At 40.9% G+C, this 16,814-nt stretch carries 12 protein-coding genes; 6 read left to right on the forward strand and 6 right to left on the reverse strand.

Annotation, left to right across the window (positions count from 1 at the left end):
* Positions 1-158 precede the first annotated feature (158 nt).
* The 3 genes from AN213_RS12730 (at position 159) to AN213_RS12740 (ending at position 6,773) form a co-directional block, all read left to right on the forward strand.
* Positions 159-4,997 carry an NAD-glutamate dehydrogenase gene (locus AN213_RS12730; protein ID WP_054561586.1) on the forward strand — a complete coding sequence of 1,613 codons (4,839 nt, stop codon included), beginning with the start codon at positions 159-161 and terminating at the stop codon, positions 4,995-4,997.
* Positions 4,998-5,111: 114 nt separating this feature from the next.
* Positions 5,112-6,122, forward strand: coding sequence for a quinone-dependent dihydroorotate dehydrogenase (gene pyrD / locus AN213_RS12735; protein WP_055198768.1), 1,011 nt, complete (start codon positions 5,112-5,114; stop codon positions 6,120-6,122).
* A 120-nt stretch (positions 6,123-6,242) separates the two neighbouring features.
* Positions 6,243-6,773: a cell division protein ZapC domain-containing protein gene (locus AN213_RS12740; protein WP_055022164.1), complete on the forward strand. Its 531-nt coding sequence runs from the start codon at positions 6,243-6,245 to the stop codon at positions 6,771-6,773.
* A 326-nt stretch (positions 6,774-7,099) separates the two neighbouring features.
* On the opposite strand, the gene AN213_RS12745 is transcribed toward AN213_RS12740, so the two are convergent.
* The 3 genes from AN213_RS12745 to AN213_RS12755 form a co-directional block, all read right to left on the reverse strand.
* Positions 7,100-8,635 (reverse strand): long-chain fatty acid--CoA ligase, encoded by a 1,536-nt coding sequence (locus tag AN213_RS12745; protein ID WP_055198769.1) that lies wholly within the window; start codon positions 8,633-8,635, stop codon positions 7,100-7,102.
* A gap of 9 nt (positions 8,636-8,644) precedes the next feature.
* Positions 8,645-9,325, reverse strand: a complete 681-nt coding sequence (locus AN213_RS12750; RefSeq protein WP_095209752.1) for an SDR family NAD(P)-dependent oxidoreductase — start codon at positions 9,323-9,325, stop codon at positions 8,645-8,647.
* A 97-nt stretch (positions 9,326-9,422) separates the two neighbouring features.
* Complete coding sequence (locus AN213_RS12755; protein WP_054562482.1) at positions 9,423-10,442, reverse strand: AraC family transcriptional regulator; 1,020 nt, start codon at positions 10,440-10,442, stop codon at positions 9,423-9,425.
* Between the two features lie 142 nt (positions 10,443-10,584).
* Here AN213_RS12755 and AN213_RS12760 point away from each other — a divergent pair, with 142 nt between their 5' ends.
* The 3 genes from AN213_RS12760 to ahpF all read left to right on the forward strand — a co-directional run bounded on the left by AN213_RS12760 (position 10,585) and on the right by ahpF (position 13,602).
* Positions 10,585-11,088 carry a 2,4'-dihydroxyacetophenone dioxygenase family protein gene (locus AN213_RS12760; RefSeq protein ID WP_055198771.1) on the forward strand — a complete coding sequence of 168 codons (504 nt, stop codon included), beginning with the start codon at positions 10,585-10,587 and terminating at the stop codon, positions 11,086-11,088.
* A 208-nt stretch (positions 11,089-11,296) separates the two neighbouring features.
* Positions 11,297-11,866, forward strand: a complete 570-nt coding sequence (ahpC, locus tag AN213_RS12765; protein ID WP_054553958.1) for an alkyl hydroperoxide reductase subunit C — start codon at positions 11,297-11,299, stop codon at positions 11,864-11,866.
* Positions 11,867-12,021: 155 nt separating this feature from the next.
* Positions 12,022-13,602, forward strand: coding sequence for an alkyl hydroperoxide reductase subunit F (ahpF, locus tag AN213_RS12770; RefSeq protein WP_055198772.1), 1,581 nt, complete (start codon positions 12,022-12,024; stop codon positions 13,600-13,602).
* A gap of 84 nt (positions 13,603-13,686) precedes the next feature.
* Here the strand turns inward: ahpF and AN213_RS12775 are convergent, their stop codons facing one another.
* The 3 genes from AN213_RS12775 to AN213_RS12785 are packed head-to-tail and all read right to left on the reverse strand — an operon-like array spanning position 13,687 to position 16,631.
* Complete coding sequence (locus AN213_RS12775) at positions 13,687-14,157, reverse strand: DM13 domain-containing protein (protein ID WP_055198773.1); 471 nt, start codon at positions 14,155-14,157, stop codon at positions 13,687-13,689.
* A gap of 2 nt (positions 14,158-14,159) precedes the next feature.
* Entirely contained in the window at positions 14,160-14,966 is an 807-nt protein-coding gene (locus tag AN213_RS12780) for an ABC transporter substrate-binding protein (protein WP_055198774.1), read from the reverse strand.
* A 39-nt stretch (positions 14,967-15,005) separates the two neighbouring features.
* Positions 15,006-16,631: a methyl-accepting chemotaxis protein gene (locus tag AN213_RS12785; RefSeq protein ID WP_055198775.1), complete on the reverse strand. Its 1,626-nt coding sequence runs from the start codon at positions 16,629-16,631 to the stop codon at positions 15,006-15,008.
* Positions 16,632-16,814: the final 183 nt, after the last annotated feature.

A 16,814-nucleotide genomic window follows, 5' to 3' on the forward strand; every position in this document is an offset into this window, starting at 1 on the left:
GTGAATAGATGACCAAATAGCTGAAAAGCTTAAAATGATTTCATCGAAAAGGCTGTTTATTAGCTGTAAAAGAGTTAGAATTTACCTGACTCCACGCTAATAAATGGCTGTACAAATATTCTACTAATCGATAAGTAGTATAGATTAAGGAACATACAATGACACGAAATGAAGGGCAAGCCTCGGTTATCTTAGATAATGTCTGTAAGCTGATCCAGAAAAAAGTTCACGCTGATAATGTGTTACTCGTTGAGAAATTCGCCAAAGCCTTGTACAGCAATATGTCTAAAGAGGATTTGGCTCATCGCAACGATAGTGACTTATATGGCGCTGCACTAAGCCTATGGAACTCGCTAGAAAAAAATAATTCTGATGACGCGGTTGTCCGTGTTTTCAATCCTGAAGTAGCAAAAGATGGCTGGCAGTCATCGCACACTATTGTTGAAATCATCGCGAAAGACATGCCTTTCCTCGTTGATTCTGTGCGTATGGCCATGACCCGCGCAAACATCGCTTCTCACTTATTACTTCACTCTCCGCTGAAAATCCAACGTGATAAAAATGCTAAAATCACCGGTATTTCAAGCTTAAAAGCAGAGCAAGAATCAACGTCGACAAAAACTGTGTTCTTTATCGAAATTGATCGTCAAACAGATGCAAAAGTAATTGAGTCTTTCAAAAAAGAACTTGAGTCTGTGTTAGTTGACGTCTCTATCGCTGTAGAAGATTGGCAGCCAATTCGTGAAAAGCTAATTGCGGTAACGAAAGACTTACCTAAACGCCACCATAATAATAACGAAAGCGAAGTTGCAGAAACGGTAGAGTTTTTAGACTGGTTAGCTAAAGATAACTTTACGCTAATGGGTTACCGTGAATATGAACTTTCGCCAGTGCAAGGTGATTACCAGTTAAAAGGTAAAAAGGGCACTAGCCTTGGTCTAATGAAAAACACAGACGAAGAGCATAGCCGCTTACTTTCTGAGTTACCTGAAGTAGCGCGCCAAGAAGCGCGTAGCAGTAACTTATTAATTTTAACGAAAACAAATTCAGTGTCTCGTGTACATCGACCTGCATACATCGACTACGTGGGTATTAAGCGTTTTGATGATGAGGGTAATGTAATTGGTGAAGATCGCTTCCTTGGTTTATTCTCATCAAGCTTTTACAACAACAGCGCCGCTGATGTACCTGTACTGAAAAGTAAGATTAACCGCATTATGGAAATGTGTGACTTTGCTAAAGGCACCCATGCATACAAAGCGGTATTAAATATTTTAGAAACGTATCCACGTGATGAGCTTGTGCAAGCACGTGAAGCTGAACTACTTGAAGTTGCCATGGGCGTATTACAAGTACAAGAGCGTGATATGTGCCGTATTTTTGTGCGTAAAGACGCATATGGCCGTTTCTTCTCTTGCATGGTATATGTTCCGCGTGAGCGCTATAACACGGCACTACGTCGTGAAACGCAACGTATCTTAGCCAATGCATTTAATTCTGACGACAAAGTCGAATTTACTACTTTCTTCTCTGAGTCAACATTAGCCCGTACACATTACACGGTGCGTGTGACTGACAATAATATTGAATATAACGTGAAAGACATCGAAAACAACCTAATTGAAGCTGCCCGTACTTGGGAAGATAGACTCCAATCTGCACTACTTGAAAGCGCAGGTGAAGCACGCGGTAAAGAACTAAACCGTAAATATGCACAAGCGTTTGCAAGTGCGTATAAAGACCAGGTTTTACCAAGTGCAGCGGTTGTTGATATTGAAAAGCTAGAACTTCTAAACGACGAGAACAAACTTGAGATGTTGTTCTACCGTCCACAAGAAGAAGCAAACACCAATGTTGTTCGTTTAAGCTTATTCCATAAAGATGTGCCAATTCACTTATCTGACGTAATGCCGATGTTAGAAAACTTTGGTTTACGCGTAGTAGGTGAAACACCTTACTCAGTGAAAACAACTGACGGTAAAGTTAATTGGATCATGGATTTCACCATGCTAATTGACAACAAGGGCATTGCTGACTTTGATAAAGTGTCAGCGCGTTTCCGTGCTGCATTAACGAACGTGTGGAATAACCGTTTAGAAAATGATGGTTTCAACCGTTTAGTATTAATGGGTGGCTTAACAGGTCGTGAAGCGTCTATTCTTCGTGCCTACGCTAAATACATGCGTCAAATTGGTGTAACTTTTTCGCAAACTTACATCGAAAGCACATTTGCAAATTACCCACACATTGCATCGCAAATCGTTAACTTATTCACTAAAAAGTTCTCAGTTAAGAACCCAGGTAGTGAAAAGACATTAGAGAAGCTAGTAGCACAAGTTAACCTTGAACTAGAAAACGTAGCAAACCTAGATGATGACCGTATCATCCGTTTATACGTTGATATGATCAATGCAACTCTTAGAACGAACTTCTTCCAAAAAGAAGCGGACGGCCAATTTAAGTCATACGTATCGTTCAAAGTTCAGCCTTCTATGATCCCTGAAATGCCATTACCACTGCCTGCATTTGAGATCTTTGTATACTCGCCGCGCGTTGAAGGTGTGCATTTACGTGGTGGTAAAGTCGCTCGTGGTGGTTTACGTTGGTCTGACCGTCGTGAAGATTTCCGTACTGAAGTGCTGGGTCTTGTTAAAGCGCAACAAGTTAAAAACACGGTTATCGTACCAGTAGGTTCGAAAGGTGGTTTCGTATGTAAACAGCTACCGACAGACCGTGAAGCATTCTTCAAAGAAGGCCAAGAGTGTTACAAGATTTTCATCCGTGGTTTATTAGATATCACAGATAACATTGAACGTGGTGAGATTGTTCCACCAGTTAATGTTGTTCGTCATGATGAAGATGACCCGTATTTAGTTGTTGCTGCCGATAAGGGTACTGCGACTTTCTCTGATATCGCTAACGGCATTGCAAATGAATATAACTTCTGGCTAGGTGATGCATTCGCATCAGGTGGCTCAGTAGGTTACGACCACAAGAAAATGGGTATCACTGCAAAAGGTGCGTGGGAATCTGTTAAGCGTCATTTCCGTGAAATGGACATTGACTGTCAAACAACTGATTTCACTGTGGTGGCAATCGGCGACATGGCGGGTGACGTATTTGGTAATGGTATGTTGCTTTCTAAGCATATTCGCTTACAAGTAGCGTTTAACCACATGCACATCTTTGTTGATCCAAACCCAGATGCAGCGACATCTTACCCAGAGCGTGAGCGTTTATTTAATCTACCGCGTTCTTCTTGGGAAGATTACAACAAAGACCTCATTTCTCAAGGTGGTGGTATTTTCTCTCGTGCGGCTAAATCAATTAGCTTAAGCCCAGAAATGAAGAAAATGCTTGGCACTAAGAAAGCGAGCATGACACCTAACGAGTTAATCAAAGCAGCTCTAATGATGGAGTTTGATTTACTTTGGAATGGTGGTATCGGTACTTACATCAAGAACTCTAAAGAGACTGATGCTGATGTGGGTGACCGCGCGAATGATGCACTTCGTATTAACGGTTCTGAGCTTGGTGCGAAGATCCTAGGTGAGGGCGGTAACTTAGGTGCGACTCAATTAGGTCGTATCGAATTTGCGGCTAAAGGCGGTCGCGTTAACACTGACTTCATCGATAACGTAGGTGGTGTTGCGTGTTCAGATAACGAAGTAAACATCAAAATCTTACTTAATGGCCTAGTTGCTGAAGGTGACTTAACACGTAAACAGCGTGATGAGTTACTTTATTCAATGACTGATGAAGTGTCTGAGTTAGTATTAAAAGATTGTTACCGTCAAACGCATACCTTATCGATTACTCAATCAAAAGGTACGTCAACGCTTAAAGAAAAAGTACGTTTCATCCATGCCCTTGAAAAAGATGGCAAGCTTAACCGTGCAATCGAGTTCATTCCAACGGATGAAGAGCTTGCAGAGCGCGCAGCAGCGGGTAAAGATTTAACTCGTCCAGAGCTTTCTGTACTTGTTTCTTACGCGAAGATGGTTCTTAAAGAGTCTCTAGTGGTTGATGAAATCACTGAAAACCCTTACTACCGTCAGTTATTAGTTAAGTCGTTCCCAGTGCCACTTCGTGAGAAGTTCAACGATGCAATGGATAACCACCCACTTCGTAAAGAGATTATCGCAACGAAACTTGCAAACAACATCGTTAACGATATGGGTCTTAACTTTATGGTTCGTATGCACGAAGAAACAGGTGCTAACGAAGCTGAAATCGCACTTTGCTACTCAATCGCAAAAGAAGTGTTCGAGATGCCAGAAACATGGTCATCAATTGTTGCACTTGATAATAAGATCCCAGCAGCTGTACAAACAGAAATGCTATATCAATTACGTCGTACGGTTCGTCGTGCAACACGTTGGTTCTTACGTCATCGCAATAAAGCACAAACGATTGAGCAAGCAATTGAGTTCTTTGCACCAACATTTGCTGATTTAAGTGAAAACTTAAACAGCTACATGGTTGAAAAAGAAAGCGAGCGCCTAGTTAAAGCGGCAGATAAGCTAATTGACAGCAATGTACCAAAAGCACTTGCAACACGTATTGTGTCACTATCAAGCTTATTCTCTGTAATGGACTTAGCTGAAATCGCTAACAATTCAGAGCGTAGCATTGATATGGTTTCTAACACCTACTTCAAGCTAGGTGCGCGTATGGGCTTACATTGGTTCCTTGACCAAATCACCAACCAACCAGTTGCGAACCACTGGCAAGCACTTGCTCGTGCTTCTTACCGTGAAGAGCTAGATTGGCAACAACGTACATTATCAGCTGTGGTACTTAATAGCTTTGCTGCAGACAGCAAAGACATTGATGCACAAATTGATGAGTGGATGGATAACCAAGATCTACTATTACAACGTTGGAAGCAGATGCTATCTGAGTTCAAAACATCGCAAAGCCATGATTTTGCGAAGTTCTCAGTGGCACTTCGTGAACTAATGTTGTTAAGCCACAACTGTGACACTTCCAAATAAGTGAAAAGTCGTTAAAATACATACCCCAGCTCGCTGGGGTATTTTTTTGCCCTTAATTTGCAATGGTCCGTTTACAAACGGCTACCTTGTTTATTTTTACCTAAGGAACAAACCATGTTTTATGATCTAGCTCGCCGTTTTATGTTTACCCGTGATGCGGAGTGGGCTCATGAATTTGCACTTAATAATTTACGCCGATTTGCTCATACGCCATTGAGTGCTGCGTGGTCTCAATCTGTCCCTAATAAACCCGTTAACTTTTTAGGTTTAGAGTTTAAAAATCCAGTAGGTTTAGCGGCAGGCTTAGATAAAAATGCCGAGTGTATTGATGCATTTTCGCAAATGGGTTTTGGTTTTGTTGAAGTAGGTACTGTTACACCACGTCCTCAAGCGGGTAATGACAAGCCGCGTATTTTCCGCTTACCTGAATCAAATGCGATTATTAACCGCATGGGCTTTAACAATAAGGGCGTTGATAACCTAGTTAAGAATGTTAAAGCAGCGAAATACGACGGTATTCTAGGTATTAATATTGGTAAAAATAAAGATACACCAAACGAACAGGGTAAAGATGATTACATTCACTGTATGCGTAAAGTATTTGAGCATGCATCGTATATCACAGTAAATATTTCTTCACCGAATACCCCAGGTCTTCGTGATTTACAATACGGCGAAGCGCTTGATGACTTATTGCAAAGCTTAAAGAATGAACAACTTGATCTAGTGGCCAAACATAACAAGCAAGTGCCTATGCTAGTTAAGATCGCCCCTGATCTTGATGAAGTACAAATTGGCCAAGTTAGTGAGTCATTGATCAACAATAAGATCGATGGTGTTATTGCTACAAACACCACACTTGAGCGTGCAATGGTACAAGGTCAACAATATGCAAATGAAGCGGGTGGTTTATCAGGCCAGCCTGTGCGTCAGCGTTCAACCCACGTGGTTAGTGAACTTAAGCGTTTAACCGAAGGTAAACTACCTATCATTGGTGTGGGTGGCATCGATGATGCTGATTCGGCAAAAGAAAAATTTGCAGCAGGTGCAGACCTTGTACAAGTTTACACTGGTTTCATTTATAAAGGCCCAGAATTGGTAAAAACGATCCTAAATAGCTTATAAGGATCAGTTATCTAAGCAATTGATCATTAATAAAATGTTCTAAGAAATCATTTTATTAATGGTCTGCTTTAGTTATAATTTGTGATTATGCGCACAGTATTTATTCGTTAGGGAGGAGACATGTTACAAGCATCTAAGCAATGGAAATGGCTTGCTTGTGCAAAAAACAATCGTCTTTTGGTTGACCTAGACCAAGATATGCAACTGTGCACGCCTTACAAACTTCGCCAACTCACCGATGCTGTTTTACAAGAGCCTAACTTTAGCCTTGAAGACGCTGCATTTTATCAGCAAGTTTATCAATACCTCGAAACTTTCTCACTATGGAACCCTGCGGAGCTTTGCCAAATCGCGCTAAATGCTACTGCGGTCAAATTTCATTTAAAGCCAGTACTTGCAAAAAGTTGGTTCTTTCATGAGTATCATGGCAGTCAGCCAAGTGTCGAAGCTGTAGTGAAATTGTGCTCACAGGCACAAGAAGGTGAGTTTTTAATTGTTGACCACTCAAGCGAAGCCTCAGTGTGTATTAACCTGAGCCAACACTTTCAACTAGACGAAAACCTTTCTCTTGAACAGTTTGAGGCTATTAAGGTTTTAAATAACCGTATCCATCCTGTTTATATTCAACAAAAACAGTTTAAATCAGCCTAGGGCGTGTTGACCTTTGTGAATTAAAATTTGTTCACTCTAGGGGCGATTTAATCGCGGCGCGAGATTTGTAACCTAGTGGGCTAAGTAAAAATCGAGCAACAAAGAGTTAATCGCCCCTAGGAAGAACCCGAAGGGCAGCGCGTGTTTGGCATTGATGCTGCGTTATCGCCTATTTATGTGGAACAACCACACTACATAGGCTCTGCCTTGCCTAAATACCAAACACACTGCTGCAAAATTAATCATAAAAGGTTAACACGCCCTAACGGCATGCTTTTATCTTTTAACTATTTTATACCAGTTAGGCGGCTAAAACGATCGCTTTATTATTGGCGTAACTCTCGACGTAGAATTTTGCCAACCGTCGATTTAGGCAATTGTTCCATAAAAATGATTGATTTAGGCACTTTATAAGCACTTAAGTTTTCGCGGCAATAGTCACTTACCTGTTGCTCATCAATCTGTTCTTTTAAAGTAATGTAGGCACAGACACGCTCACCGGTTTTTTCATCTTTTGCACCAATAACAGCTGCTTCGCAGATAGCTGGGTGCTGACAAAGTACGTTTTCAACTTCGTTAGGGTACACGTTAAAGCCAGAAACAATAATCATGTCTTTTAAACGGTCTACAATTTTGTAATTACCACTTTGTAGTTTTAGACCCACATCACCGGTTTTGAAAAAACCTCGCTTCATACATTTGTCGGTTTCGTCTTGGCGCTGCCAATAACCCATCATCACCTGCGGGCCTTTAACAACAATTTCGCCAGACTCACCGTCAGCAACAGGCTCGTCGTTTTCATCCCAAATTTCCACAGTAGTGTTTGAGAGTGGGCGGCCAATACTACCAATTTCTTCTTTTTTAAAGTCGTTTAAGGTTGCAACAGGCGAGGTTTCTGATAAGCCATAGCCTTCGGTGATTGTACAACCTGTGGTGGTCATCCACGCATCAGCTGCAGCATGTGTTAAAGCTGCGCCCCCTGAGACGGTCATTTTTAAGTTTGAAAAATTAAGTAACTTAAACCCTGGGTGCATACACAAGCCAATAAATAAGGTGTTAATCCCTGAAAAGTAATTAATCTCAAATGGTTCGATTTGCTTAACTAACGCATCTAAATCACGAGGATTTGGGATCAGTACGTTAAACTGCCCCATGGCAAATAGGCCAACCATATTCACTGTAAAGGCGTAAATATGATAAAGCGGAAGCGGGCAAATACCCGTTTCTTGACCGGGCTTTAAAATATCGTCAAAGCGCTCATTCATTTGCTCGGCATTGGCTAAAATGTTGCCATGACTAAGCATCGCAGCTTTGGCAACCCCTGTGGTACCGCCGGTGTATTGTAAAACAGCAATATCGTCACGACTTGCTTGATGAGCATCAAGAGGGGCGAGTCTTTCACCTTGGCGAATGAGTTCGTTTAACGAAAATTGACCCTCTTGCAATGTTGGCTCAGCAACAGCCGCTGCAACAATAACGGTATTGATCGAGGTATCATTGATAACCGTTGCTAACTTATCGGTAAGAGCATCAAGAATAACAATGGCTTTCACATCTGCATCATTAAACTGGTGTAGCATTTCACGAGCAGTATAAAGCGGGTTGGTATTGACTACGATTAAACCAGCACGAATTGCTGCATAGGTAACGACAGGGTAATCAACAACATTAGGTAGTTGAATGGCTATTCTGTCTCCAGCAACAAGACCACTTTGTTGTTGAAACCACTGTGCCAAATAGCGAGACTGTTGTTCAACTTGGGCATAGCTGAGTGTTTTACCTGCACTGTTATAGGCAGGAAGGTCGGCATAAGTCTGACAAGTATGCTCTATTAATTGCGTGAGGTTATCATGTGTGTTCATGGGGATTCCTTAGCGTGTTGTTCTTATTAATTGTTGTTTAATGAGGCGATCCATCACAGAACCCATTATCCAATTCGGTAAGTAACGACTCATGATATAGGTTAGTTTAGATTGTAAGCCTAGGATCACCATTAATTTTTGTTTATCCAAGCTGCGCAAAATGTGTTGTGCAGTATTGGCTGGGTTTGTTATGGCTTTAGATGTTTTGCTTGCGCAAATTAAGCTGATTTTTATGTTATTTGGCTTAAATTTCTTGCGTAGCTTTTTGGCTAAAATCAAAGCGTTTGGCTCTGGCGTAAATTTAGTTGCATCAATAAGGGGGGATGTAATTACTAGGTGGCCGTTCATGCTTAAGTGTGGCGTTATTAGTGTTGCAAAGTGCTGACAAGCAATACTATTTTCTTTACTTAGTTGCACATTGGTAATGCAGCTAAAAATGGCTAAATCTGGTTTGCCTATCGCTGCGATTGCATTATTTACTTGAGTTTGCAGCGTTTCAGTATCGCAGATATGCGTAGCAAAAAACTCAATGTATTGGTAATCATCAGCAAGATCACTTAACGATTGTTTTGTGTGCTCGTTGAAATGTAAATCGAATAACGCAACATCGTCACCACGGCTAATATATTGCTTTGCCAATTCGAACCCAATGCCACTGTTGGCACCGGTAATAAACACTCTTCTTAACATTGCACGACCACTAATTAGCGAAACTAGCTAGTCAATATATATAAATTGTTAACAGAAAACTTAGCTTTAAACGACCCGTTTTTAACTTTTTGCGCCATTAACTCGAGTGTGTCTTACGATAATCTTTTGGTGGAATGCCATACCAGCGCTTAAAAGCGCGAGTAAACTCGCTGTAATTAGAAAAGCTTAAGATATCTGAGATGTTCGATAAACTGAGGCTAGATTCTGTTAAATATTGGTGTGCTAGATTACAGCGTACATCATCGACTAATTCACGAAAGGTTGTGTCATGCTTTGTTAAGTGACGCTGCAAGCTACGAGCACTCATTGATAATTTTTCGGCTATGAGGTTTACGCCAAACTCTTCGTGGAGTAAGTATTGCTTGATCAGTACTTCAACATGATCTGCAATGTTTTCACGTTTTGTGTCTTGAAGCTGCCCAAGCTGCTGGCTAAGTATAGAAAACAATTGCTTATCTGAGTTCTTAATAGGGAGTTTTAGGTATTTTCTCTCAAATACAATTGCCGTTTGTGCACAGTTAAATACTGGAATTTGGCCTAGCGCTTGGCGATAAACACTTTGGTTGTCATCGCAGCTATGGGGCAGCTCCAAACGAGACAACTTTATTTGATCATCGGTTAACTGCTTTAACAAATTGACCCCAACGCTTAAGGCTAAGTCAGCAGCATGGTAAACACTCACCTTTAAGCTAGTGCGAACTAAAAAAGATAGCTTTATATAGTCTTGGTCTACTTCAAGGAGTAAATCAGCACTATTTTGATGTACATGATAGTACTTAGTTAAGTTCTTTAGTGCCATTTCAAGGGTGTCGCAATTACCCATCAAATAACCAAGAGATCCTAAGATATTTAAGCTTTGCCACCGCCCTAACTCTAGCCCGAAATAGGGCAGGTTTAATTCTTTCGCGGTGAGTTCTAAAAGCTGAATGAGTTGCTGATACTGCACAAAGTTATTGGCATCTTGTAATTGTTTTCTGTCTAAACCAACGCGCGATAATAGTGCGTCAGGGTTCACCAATTTACTTTCGATCAGTTCAATATAGCCGTGTAGAGCAGATACTCTAATAAGATCAGGTGCTTGTGTTAAACGGGGCATAGTGTGCTCTTTTTTAGTGCGCTGGCGTAAAAAGTAAAAAAAATTGCGTGAAAAGTAAAGTAATATAAGTCATTAAAGTTTAACAATATATTAACTGGAGCAATGAGTCGTTTTACAAATACTTAGAAAAGAGGGCACACACATGGCATTACCAGATATTATTAATCATCAAGATTTCTTACTGACTATTCATACAAATGATGAAAAGCTGATTAAAAACGCCTTACCAGGGGTACACATTTATCCACTCATGCTGGATTCAGAGAATGGGGTATGGGTATTACGTGTTTTATTTGAGCCAGGTACGGTTTTGCCAAAGCACTTTCATACTGGTGTTGTACATTTATATACCTTGGCGGGCAGCTGGCACTACACAGAATACCCAGACGATTTACAAGTGGCTGGTAGCTATTTGTTTGAGCCAGGCGGTTCGATTCATCAACTTCAAGTACCAGCAGACAACACTGAAGTGACCGATACCTTTATGGTTGTTATGGGGTCTAACATTAACTTTGACCCAGATGGTAACTATATGAACATTATGGATGCAGGTTGGATTGAGCAAGTGATGTTAGCAGCTGCAAAAGAGCAAGGAATTGAGCCTAACTACATTAAACCAAAGAGTTTATACGGTTTTAGTAAGTAATTTTGTTCCCTGAAGTGAAAGCCCTTTGTTACATAAGTAATTGAGGGCTTTGTAGTTTTTGGTATTTTCATTCTTCCAATCCAAAAAACAAATCGATTTAATCTAAACAATCAATTTTATTTTAATCGCTCACACCTCTATTGTATTAATCAAGCAGACGCAAGGCTGCGTTAATTAAACATTTTTAAATACATCAATGAGGAATACTATGAGCACTTCATTAATTAACACAAAACTACAACCATTCAATGCAACAGCTTACCACAACGGTGACTTTGTAGAACTAACAGAAAAAGACGTGCTAGGTAAGTGGTCAATCTTCTTCTTCTACCCAGCAGATTTCACTTTCGTATGTCCTACAGAGCTAGGTGATGTTGCTGATTACTACGAGCAACTGCAAGAAATGGGCGTTGAAGTTTACTCAGTATCTACTGACACACACTTCACTCACAAAGCATGGCACGATACGTCTGACACAATTGGTAAAATCAAATTCCCAATGATTGGTGACCCGACAGGTCGTATTACTCGTAACTTCGGTGTGATGATTGAAGACGAAGGTCTTGCTCTTCGCGGTACATTCGTAATGAACCCTGAAGGCGAAATCAAAGTAATCGAAACTCACGATTTAGGTATCGGCCGTAGCGCGAAAGAGTTAGTACGTAAAGTACAAGCTGCACAGTACATTGCTAACCACGACGGTGAAGTATGTCCTGCATCATGGCAGCCAGGTGAAGAGACACTTGCTCCTTCACTAGACCTAGTTGGCAAAATCTAATTTGCCACTGCATTAAACGATAGCAAAGCTTGGCTTTGCTATCTCAATGCAACCCTAATTGCCCATCACAACTCACATTAAGCACATTAGCGGGTGGTGGGCAGTTATATTTAAAATTTTTCTAGATTATTTATTCTGAACTCAAGGGCTAAGCCATGTTAGATACGAATATCAAAAACCAATTAACAAGCCACTTTGCTTCTATTACCAGCCCTGTTGAGCTGCTTATCGCCTTGGATGACAGCAATAAATCAACAGAACTTAAAAACTTAGCAAACGATTTAGCTTCGTTAAGCGACAAATTCTCGGTGCGAGATAACCCTAGCCAAGATGTGCGTCGTCCATCTATGGTGGTATCTTCACCTATTAACAATACGCAAATCACATTTGCGGGTGTGCCTATGGGCCACGAATTCACAAGCTTGATCCTTGCTCTACTGCATACAGGCGGTCATCCAAGTAAGGCATCAGAGACTGAAATTGAACAAATTAAATCATTACCAGGGCCGCTTAACTTTGAAGTGTATATTTCATTAAGTTGTCAAACATGTCCGCAAGTAGTGCAAGCACTTAACTTGATGGCGGCACACAATGAAAATATTACGGCTACTATGATTGATGGCGCCTTGTTCCAAGACGAAGTGAACGAGCGTAATGTGTTAGCAGTACCGGCTGTGTACTTAAACGGTGAGTTATTCAGCCAAGGCGCTGTAAACCTGACTGATATCTTAAATAAAGTAGATACAAAAGCGGCTGCACGCCAAGCCGAAGCACTGAACGATAAAGAGCTATTCGATGTACTTGTTGTTGGTGGTGGCCCAGCAGGGGCTTCTGCGGCAATTTATTCAGCACGTAAAGGCTTAAATACGGGTGTGGTTGCAGAGCGTTTTGGTGGTCAGGTATCAGACACATTAGCAATTGAAAACTTTATATCAGTTAAAGCGACCGAAGGTCCTAAATTGGTTGCACAACTTGAAGAGCACGTAAAAGAATACGACGTTGATGTTATGCAAAACCAACGTGCGGCATCGCTTACTAAGCAAGATAATTATCAAATCACGCTAGAAAATGGCGCGGTTTTAAATGCTAAATCAGTGGTATTAGCAACCGGTGCACGCTGGCGTGAAATGAATGTGCCAGGGGAGAAAGAGTATCGCGGTCATGGCGTTGCTTACTGTCCACACTGTGATGGTCCGTTATTTAAAGGCAAAGCAGTAGCAGTAATCGGCGGTGGTAACTCAGGTATTGAAGCTGCAATTGACCTTGCAAACATTGTTGAGCATGTCACCGTTCTTGAATTTGCTGATACTTTACGTGCTGACGAAGTACTTATTCGTAAAGCAAATAGCTTAAACAACATTACTATTATCAAAAACGCGCAAACGACCGAAGTTGTTGGTGATGGTAAACGAGTAACAGGCTTAAGCTATATTGACCGCATCTCTGGCGATGAAAAATCACTTGAGCTTGCAGGTATCTTTGTGCAAATCGGCTTGGTGCCAAACACTGAATGGTTAAAAGATTCAGCGTTATCACTGACTCGCTTTGGCGAAATCGAAATTGATAGCAAAGGTGCAACATCATTACCGGGTGTTTACGCGGCAGGTGATGCAACAACAACGCCGTTTAAGCAAATCATTATTGCTATGGGCAGTGGTGCAACGGCAAGCTTAGGTGCATTTGATTACTTAATTCGCCACAGCGATGAAACTCAAAGCACAGAAGATGCAGCTTAATGACTCTTGATTAGGCAGCTCACACCCATAGCTGCCGCTTTAAAGCCGCCCTCTCCAAAGGCGGCTTTGTTTTTATTAATACAGCTATTGATACTGCGCTGCAGTAATAAACTCCTCAAAACTTTCACACCAAATAACTACTGTATTGTAATCACTGACATCGATACCTTGTGGTACAACTAATTTAAAGCCATTGAACGAACGTACCCCCGCAATACGCTGCATTGTGCCTTTTTGTGCTAAGAAATCGGCTTCGTTATCAATAAAGTTTCGCGATAGATAAAGTTGATAGTCAGGCCCAGGTGATAACGTGCCCTGCATAGAAATAGCATCATTCGTTAGATACACCTTGCCATCACCATAATGTAAGCGATCTGAGCCTTTGAGGTTGGGCTTAAACGTTGCACTAAACTGCGATCGACCTTGGTGCTGCTTCAAAATAGCAATATCGGGTGCTGGTTGTTCAGTTAAAATAGGTAAACTGTACACTCCAGCTATAAAGCCCGCAGCAAAAATCGCCAATGTCATAATGATAATTAGCAGCGCTTTTAGCATGCTTACTCCTTATTTTTTAGCGTTATGATGTGACGTTGCTTTAAAGAAAATTGTTTTTCAACATCACCAAAGTATTGCAAATAGAGCTTCTCAAGTTCACCTGATTGATGCAATTTTTGCATACCTTGTTCTAGTATATCTCTAATGTGTTGATTCTCTTTGCTTAAGTAAAAGTAATAGTCGCTGGGATATTGCAACATAATGTTTGGCGCAATGACAAAGTTGAACTGTTTTAGTCTATTCAGTTCGGTGCCAATTGCCAGTACTGAGCGTGGAAAGTAATCACCGAGCCCTGTTTCAAGGGCTTTTATCATCCCTGGGTAATCAAGCTCGCCATTAACTGTTAAACCATTGTTTTTCAGCACGGTATAATCTGACCAACTTTGTTGTTGCAGGCCAACTAAGGGGGTTAATTCAGCAAGGCTTTTAATATTGCTAAACTTTTCTAGGTCTTCATGACGGATAATAAGCAAACGCTTGCCGTGTAACCCTTTATAGAGTGGGATTGTCGTTCTGACTAATGAATCAAGCTGCTTATGAGGTAAAGAAAGCCACGCTAAGGTTATCGTTTTATTATGGCTGAGCTGTTCGATAATTCTTTTATCGTTCATAGGTTTAACGTTATAAAGCAGCACAACATCCACATCCATTGCGGCAAAACTTTTGTTGAGGATATCGTGAATATACTGGTTTTTTACCGCATCGGTATAGCTGGGTTTAGCAAGCTGAATAACGATTTGCTCATGAGCTAAGGCCTGTAGACTCAACAGAGCAAACGTCATTTTTAATATCAGTATTGCTCTGTTCATTATTTCGAGTCTCTGCTTTTTGAGCGCAGTTTTATACGACTATACTTTGAAAACATGCACCTGCTGTTGTAAACGCGAAGCCAATGAAGCCAATTCTTGGCTGGCTTGCGCATTTTGTTGCGAACTTTCGCTAACCAGTGAAATGCTACTACTAAATTCATTAATATTACAACTTAGTTCGTTTGCAACAGTGGTTTGCTCATCCGTTGCGGTGGATACTTGGTTGTTCATATCGGCAATAAGTGTCATTTCTTGAGTAATTTCAGTCAGTAATTGTGATGAGCTCTCTGCGTATTCAACACTTTGTTTAGCACTTTCGTCGGCATTACCCATGGCGGTAACGGCTTGCTGCGCAATTGTTTGTAGTTTACTGATCATTTCGTTAATACTGGCTGTGGCTTTTTGCGTGTTGTGTGCAAGCTGCCTTACTTCATCGGCTACTACTGCGAAACCGCGACCCGACTCACCAGCGCGTGCTGCTTCAATGGCCGCATTTAAAGCGAGTAAATTGGTTTGTTCTGCAACGCCTTGGATCATCATCACCACTTGATTGATATCTGTTGATTGTGTATTTAACTCATTGATTAATTTTGTATTCGCATTAACGATATGTGATAGACGGTTTATTGCGTCGATATTTTCTTGCACAGACTGCTGACCCTGTTTAGCAGTTTTATCAGTGTGAGTGGCTTTTTCTGATGTTGATAATGCATTTGCGGCCACTTGCTCTATGGCACTGCTCATCTGTGTAATGGCAGTGGCAATCATTGCTGATTGATGTTCTTGCTCTGTGGCTGTGCTTGCAACTTGGTCGCTAATTGAGTTCATTTGCTCAGCAGCAGATGAAAGGGTGAGTGTTGCACTGGTTACATCATTTACAAGTGCATGAATGCGCTCCATCATGGCATTAAAGTGATGTGCTGCTTGGGCTATTTCGTCATTACCATGGGTTGTTGCACGTAGACGTAAGTCGGCATTTTCTGAGATAGAGCCTATCGTTTCACTAAGCGATAACAATGGGTTATGGATAGAGCGGTATATAATAAAGGCAATAGCCAATAGTAAAATTATTAATATAGTGATAGAGGCTGTCATTGCAATACTGACTTGAGCAAAATCTTTATCTGCGGCGTTTTTAAACTTGTTAGCCTCATTGATTTGTAAGTTTATTAGCCCTTGATAGCTTTCACTGAGAGGGTCAAACACATCGTAAAGATTTTTTACGAATACCTCGTTAGGTACTGCTTTGAGTTGGTCACTTTTTACTTGGTTTAAAAATGTGCTTAGTTCGCTTTCTACTACAGCGAGATTCTTTTCCACGATATTAACTAAGCGCTGCTCTTCTGTGGTTAGCTTGGTCCCTAAGTAGCTTTTCCATTTGCTATCAGCAACATTTTTTGCATTTTCAACGGCGGCTAGAAAGTCAGTTTTTGAAATTTGCTCAGCGCGGTATTTATGGAATAGATCAACAATGCTAACTGCGTAATTGTCCGATACTGTTTTTATCTGCTCAAGGGGGATGACTCTATCGTCATACAAACTGTCGATGCCTTTTACCATGCCCGACATAATAGACATTGTAAAAATAGAGGTGATCACAAAAACTGTAACCGGTAACAAAGCCAAGACGGCTAATCGCGTACGAACGGTGTAGTTATTTAACATGAGCGTGCAAATTTTTGTAAGGACTTAGTATTAAAACTAATAGAGAAATAGTTTTAAGCAAGTTTTTGCAATTGTTTTGCAGGCTTTTTCTTAAGAGACATATCTATTACGACTTAAAGGTAGCGACAGAGGGCGATACCTTTGGTTAAGATAACAAAGCCAGTATTTACACTGGCTTTGTTT

This window comes from Pseudoalteromonas sp. P1-8, from assembly GCF_001399985.1.
In the GTDB taxonomy this organism is placed as follows: Bacteria; Pseudomonadota; Gammaproteobacteria; order Enterobacterales; family Alteromonadaceae; genus Pseudoalteromonas.

Excerpts from the sequence above, each read along its gene's own strand:
- AN213_RS12730 (WP_054561586.1), top strand. The coding sequence starts at position 159 with ATGACACGAAATGAAGGGCAAGCCTCGGTTATCTTAGATAATGTCTGT.
- pyrD (WP_055198768.1), top strand. The coding sequence starts at position 5,112 with ATGTTTTATGATCTAGCTCGCCGTTTTATGTTTACCCGTGATGCGGAG.
- AN213_RS12740 (WP_055022164.1), top strand. The coding sequence starts at position 6,243 with ATGTTACAAGCATCTAAGCAATGGAAATGGCTTGCTTGTGCAAAAAAC.
- AN213_RS12745 (WP_055198769.1), bottom strand. The coding sequence starts at position 8,635 with ATGAACACACATGATAACCTCACGCAATTAATAGAGCATACTTGTCAG.
- AN213_RS12750 (WP_095209752.1), bottom strand. The coding sequence starts at position 9,325 with ATGTTAAGAAGAGTGTTTATTACCGGTGCCAACAGTGGCATTGGGTTC.
- AN213_RS12755 (WP_054562482.1), bottom strand. The coding sequence starts at position 10,442 with ATGCCCCGTTTAACACAAGCACCTGATCTTATTAGAGTATCTGCTCTA.
- AN213_RS12760 (WP_055198771.1), top strand. The coding sequence starts at position 10,585 with ATGGCATTACCAGATATTATTAATCATCAAGATTTCTTACTGACTATT.
- ahpC (WP_054553958.1), top strand. The coding sequence starts at position 11,297 with ATGAGCACTTCATTAATTAACACAAAACTACAACCATTCAATGCAACA.
- ahpF (WP_055198772.1), top strand. The coding sequence starts at position 12,022 with ATGTTAGATACGAATATCAAAAACCAATTAACAAGCCACTTTGCTTCT.
- AN213_RS12775 (WP_055198773.1), bottom strand. The coding sequence starts at position 14,157 with ATGCTAAAAGCGCTGCTAATTATCATTATGACATTGGCGATTTTTGCT.
- AN213_RS12780 (WP_055198774.1), bottom strand. The coding sequence starts at position 14,966 with ATGAACAGAGCAATACTGATATTAAAAATGACGTTTGCTCTGTTGAGT.
- AN213_RS12785 (WP_055198775.1), bottom strand. The coding sequence starts at position 16,631 with ATGTTAAATAACTACACCGTTCGTACGCGATTAGCCGTCTTGGCTTTG.